At 68.4% G+C, this 5,571-nt stretch carries 3 protein-coding genes; all 3 read right to left on the reverse strand.

From position 1 onward, the window contains the following. Positions 1-106 precede the first annotated feature (106 nt). Positions 107-1,399: an aspartate carbamoyltransferase gene (locus AC1D15_RS16155; RefSeq protein ID WP_477826763.1), complete on the reverse strand. Its 1,293-nt coding sequence runs from the start codon at positions 1,397-1,399 to the stop codon at positions 107-109. Positions 1,400-1,437: 38 nt separating this feature from the next. Next, positions 1,438-4,734: a response regulator gene (locus tag AC1D15_RS16160; protein WP_477826765.1), complete on the reverse strand. Its 3,297-nt coding sequence runs from the start codon at positions 4,732-4,734 to the stop codon at positions 1,438-1,440. A 42-nt stretch (positions 4,735-4,776) separates the two neighbouring features. After that, positions 4,777-5,571, reverse strand: a 795-nt coding sequence (locus AC1D15_RS16165) for an extracellular solute-binding protein (RefSeq protein WP_477826764.1), incomplete at its 5' end; no start/stop codon positions are given.

Genomic DNA, 5,571 nt, shown 5'->3' on the forward strand with positions numbered 1-5,571 from the left:
GGATGACGGGGATGACGCGAATCATCGGCCGGTATCGGCACGAGGCTGTGGTTCGCTGAGCATGGTGGCTGCGATTGTCGATGAGTCCGTCGCGGGCGATCACCGACTACCCTTCATCGGCAAGCAGTGCATCGTCAGGCCCGATGTGCGTGGGCGATTTCCACGTCGCGTCTCGCATCGACCTTTGCACCAATCCATCGACGCCGAGCATCTGCGCGAAAAGCGCCATGCGAATGGGCACGCCGTTGTCCGTCTGCCTGAAGATGGCCAGACGGGGATCCGAATTGAGATCAACGCTCAGATCGAAAGCGCCGGGCCTGCTGTCGCGCGGCAATGGATGCATGACAACCGTGTCGAGTTTCCCCGTGGCATCGACGATGGCGCGATTGACTTCGAAGCTCTGGTCGTAGCCATCGACCGATTCGTCGGTGAACCGCTCCTTCTGGATCCGGGTGGCATACAAGACGTCTGCGCCCATCACCCCGGTTCGCAAAACGTTGCTCTGCTCCACGACATGCCCGGCACGGGAAGCCATCTCGACGATCTCGGCCGGCATTCCGAGGGAGCGAGGTGAGATCAGCGTGATCTTCAGCCCCCGATGCAGCGCCAGCAGCTTCAGCAAGGAGTGGACGGTCCTGCCGTACTTGAGATCCCCCGCCAGCACCACGTGCGCCCCATCGAGCAACTTGCCGATGCGCGAGAACTCTCGCTGCATGGTGTAGAGGTCCAGCAGGGCCTGGCTGGGGTGTTCGCCGGGGCCGTCGCCGCCATTGATGATGGGGATGTTGGTCGCTTTCGCGAACTCCGCGACGGATCCTTGATCGGGGTGCCGGATGACGAGCGCATCGACATAGCCACTGATGACACGGCTGGTGTCGTAGAGGGACTCACCCTTGGCCATCGAGGAGAACGTGAACCCGGTGGTGTCGCAGACCGAGCCCCCCAGGCGGCAGAAGGCCGCGCCGAAGCTCACCCGCGTGCGGGTGCTGGCCTCGAAGAAGAGGTTCCCCAGCACGGCTCCCTCGAGCACGCGCGTGACCTTCTGGCGCCGAGCAATGGGCTGCATGACGTCGGCCAGGGCGAACAGTGACTCGACCGACTCGCGAGTGAACTGGGACACCGACAGGAGGTGCTTGGCCACGGGCCAAGGCGCGAGTGCCGAGGTGTCTGCGTTATATGCGCTTTGCGTACTTCTCTCACTGCCTTCGGTTCTTGAAAGAATCTCGCCCACGAAGCGCCTGACGATCTCCGGCATGGCACGAAATTCGGCGGATTCATCTGGCAGAAGCCAGGTGTCGAGAGCGCGCTTTCGGCTGCCGATGCGTTCGGCAAAGGCCTCGCGTGTCATGTTCAGGCGACGCATCGCGTCGCGCAAGAGAACCTGCTGGGCTTGAGTCATGGCCCGAGATTGTATGCGCAATGCGTATTTGTTCGGTGTCACGCCGGCGAGTGCGACGCGGGTGTCGATGCGCGCGATTCGGCCACGGCAGGGTGCACCCAGCGGGCCAGCGTCGCGAACATCTCCTCCAGCCGGATCGGCTTCGTGATCTGGTCGTTCATTCCCGCCGCGAGCACCTTGTCGCGGTGTCCGACCATCGCGTTGGCGGTCATCGCGATGACCGGCAGATCGCGCCACTGTGCCTGCTGGCGCAGCGCGCGCGTCGTGGCATAGCCATCCATCACCGGCATCTGGCAGTCCATCAGCACGGCGTCGAAACGCTCCCGGCGCAGCATCTCGAGCGCCGCCTGGCCATCGCCGGCGACGCTGACGACGATGCCGGCGCAGCTCAGCACCGCCAACGCGATCTCCTGGTTGATGGCGTTGTCTTCGACCAGCAGGACGCGTGCACCGCGCAGGCCGGGCCACTGATCGGCAAGCGCTTCTTCAGGCCGTGCGCTGCGCGTGGCGTGCCGCAGCGCCCGGTCGGGCGGGGCGGCCGGCTCCTCATGGAGCCAGGTCAGGTCCAGCGTGGCGGCGATCGCGTCCAGAAGGGCCTTCAGATCGACGGGCTTGTTGATGAAGGCATTCGCGCCCACCTCGCGGCAGCGCGCCTGCGTTTGTGCACTCGCGTTGGCCGACGCGGCAATGACAGGCAGCCTGGCGCCTTCCGGCAAGAGCCGCAGCCGCCGTATCGCCTCGAAGCCGTCCATCACCGGCATCACGAGGTCCATCACGATCAGGTCGGGCCGGAACCTGGCCACCGCGGCGAGCGCCTCTTCGCCATTGCCGGCGTCGGCCATTTCGAAGCCCAGCGCGCCCAGGGCATCGAGCAGCATCGCGCGCCCCTGCGGCACGTCGTCGACCACCAGGATCCTGCGGCGTGCCCCTTCGTAGCCGATCGCCGCGCCACGCGCAGGCTGCGCCTGAACCTGGGTCTGCAGCGCCGGCACCTCGATCTCGAACGCGAAGACGCTGCCCTCGCCCGGCCGGCTGCTCACCTGGATGTCGCCGCCCATCAGGCGGATCAGCTGTCGGCTGATGGCCAGGCCCAGGCCGGTGCCACCCTCGCGTCGCTCGACGTCGGCCACCTGCTCGAAGGGCCGGAACAAGCGCGCCAGTTGCGCCTCGCTCATGCCGATGCCTTCGTCTTCCACGTCGAAGCGCAGGCGCGCCATCGCATCGGCCTCGGCGCCGGTCCCCGGTGACGGCAAGCGCGTCGCGCRCAGCGTCACCTGCCCGGTGTCGGTGAACTTGACCGCATTCGACAGCAGGTTGAGCAGCACCTGGCGCAGTCGCCGCTCGTCGACGCGTATCGTGGCCGGCAGATCCGGCGTCGCTTCGTAGACGAACAGCAGGCTCTTCTCCTCCGCCTTGACGCGGATGATGTCGCCCACCACCTGCAGGAACACCGGCAGGTTGACCTCGGTGGGATACAGGTCGAGCTTGGCCGCGTCGATGCGCGACAGATCGAGGATGTCGTTGATGAGCGTGAGCAGGTGCTGCCCGCTCTCGTCGATGATCTTCAGCCCCCGGGCCTGCCGCTCGGTCAGGGTCGTGTCGCGTTGCAGGATCTGCGCGAAGCCCAGGATGCCGTTCAGCGGCGTGCGCAGTTCATGGCTCATCTGCGCCAGGAACTCGCTCTTGGCGAGGCTTGCCAGCTCCGCCGCCGCGCGCGCATCGCGCTCGATCAGGGCTTGTTTGCTCGCGGTCTGATCGAGCACGAAGCCCACGGCCTGCTCCGACCCGGGCTCGGGCAATGCAACGCCGACCAGGACCGGTACCCGGCTGCCGTCCTTGCGAACGTATTCCTTCTCGTAGGGCCTGCAGGCACCCAGCGTGCGAACTTCCACCAGGGCCTGTTCGGTCGCGTCGCGGTATTCCGGCGGTGTCAGCGTCGCGCGATGGATGCGCCCCTCGCGCAGATCGTCGCGGTCGTAGCCGACGATGCGCAGGTAGGCATCGTTGGCCTCGATGACACGGCCCTCCAGGTCGAAGAAGACGATGCCGGCGAGGTTGGAATCGATCATGTGCTGCAGGCGCGCCTGGCCCGAACGCAGCGCCGCGTCGCTGCGTTCGAGATCGGCGACGCGCTGCTGCAGCGTGCCGACGAGCTCGCGCACCCGTGCGGCCATCTGCGCGAAGGCGCGCGTCAGCACGCCGACCTCGTCGGGCCGTGCCGCCGCGGGCAGGGGCGTGTCGAGATCGCCTTGGCGGATCGCATCCGCCGCCTGCGCCAGGGCGCCGATCGGCCGCACGATGCCGTGCGTCATCCGCAGTGCGATGGCGATCGCCAGCAGCAAGGCCACCGCGGCCACCATCACGATGACGTTGCGCGTGTGGCCGACCTCGGCGAGGATCGCATCGAGCGACTGCTCGTCGATCAGTGTCCACAGCACGCTGCTCTGCCCGGGCGGCCGGATGCGCGCGAACACCTGCAGGGTTTCCGGCCGATCGGCGGACGCGTACAGCGTGCCGGCCGACTGGGCCAGGATGACCGCCGCATCGTGCGGACGCTCGCTGCGCAGCGACACGCCGTCGCCGCGCAGGTGGGCGAAGCGGTGTGCAGGATCGGGGTGCAGCAGGTAGTGCCCCTGCCGGTCGACGACATAGGTGGCGGCCGCGGCGGCGGCGGATGCCTCGAGCGTGCCCAGCACCGGTGCCACCAGCGCGTCCAGCACGACCACGCCGTCGAGCAGTCCGCTGTCGCTCTGCAGCGCCGTCGCATAGCGCAGCACCGGCCTGACGGGATCGTGGGCGCCCGGCGCTAGCAGCGCGAGCTCCGAGATGTAGGTCGATTCCTGGCCGGGAATCGCTCGCAGCTGCAGCGCGCCCGCGAAATACAGCTCGGCCGAGCGATCCGCCAACTCGCTGGGCGGTACCACCGCCGGCACGCCGGCGCTGACACGCGCGCAACTCGCCTCGTGGCCGCTGCTGTCGAGCAGGCACAGGCGGCTGTAGCGCTCGCCCCAGCGCTTGAGCAAGGCGGCGAAGTAGCGCTCCACCTCCCGCGCGACGCTCGCGCGCCCGGCGCCCGGTGCCGCATTCAGGTAGCGGCGCAAGACGGACGCCTGGGCGATCACCTGCAGATCGGTGCCGATGTCGGTGAGCTGACGGTTGGCGGCCGCCGCGCGCACGCCGGCGCCGCGCAGGCCCTCGTCGCGGGCCATCTGGATGATCAGCTCGCTGCTGCGGCTGAGGCTGTAGACGGAGATGATCGCGGTGGGCAACAGGATCACGGCGACGAACGCAGCGATCAACTGGTGCCGCAGACCCAGGCCCGACCAACGCGGCATCACGCGGGCCCCCTCTGCGACGCATTCATGCGTGCCAGGCCCTCACTTGGCCGAGGCCGTGAACAGCGCATCGGCCTGTTGCTGGGCGCGTGCGGCAGCCTGCTCAGGCGTCGACTCGCCGCGCAGCATGTCGTGGTACACGCCGCCCAGAATGTCGGCCAACGCCGACCACTGCGGCACCGCGGGGCGCATCCAGTCGTCGAGCTGGCCGGCGCTGCCCAGCCGTGCGACGGCCTGGAAGGCCGGGTAGCGCTGCGCAAGCGCGGGGTCGCGCATCACCGAGTAGCGGGGCATGCCACCGTTGCCTTGCTGCGCCAGCCAGCGCTCGATCTCGCTGCCCGTCAGCCAGGCGAGGAACGGCCACGCGATGTCACGCCGCGCGCCGATGTTGGCGGGAATGCCCAGGCTCCAGGTGCCGATCGACGTGACCGGCTTGGCTCCCGGCGCGTGCGGCGCGGCCTCGTAGCTGACCCGTCCGGCGACCTGCGAGCCGGGGTCTTCCTCGACCAGGTAGCTGCGCGCCGCCCATTCGTAGGCCATCACGCAGCCGCCCTTGGCGAAGCGCACCGGCCGCTGGTCCCAGGCCATGTTCAGCACGTCGGGCGGCGAAAACGGCAACAGGCTCTGCGCAAAGCGCGCTGCGGCGATGCCGCGCTCGGTGTTCAGGCTCGGCCGCCCACCGGCGTCGAGCAAGGGCTGGCCGAAGGCCGCGTAGAAATGCGCCATTTGCTGGCCGAGCGCCTGGCCGCGCTGGCCGTTCCAGCAAATCCCGAACTGGCCCTGCGCCGGTTGCGTGAAGCGCTTCGCCGCCGCCAGCAACTCGTCGGTGGTCTGCGG

It is taken from the genome of Rhizobacter sp. P2_H2, from assembly GCF_056403375.1.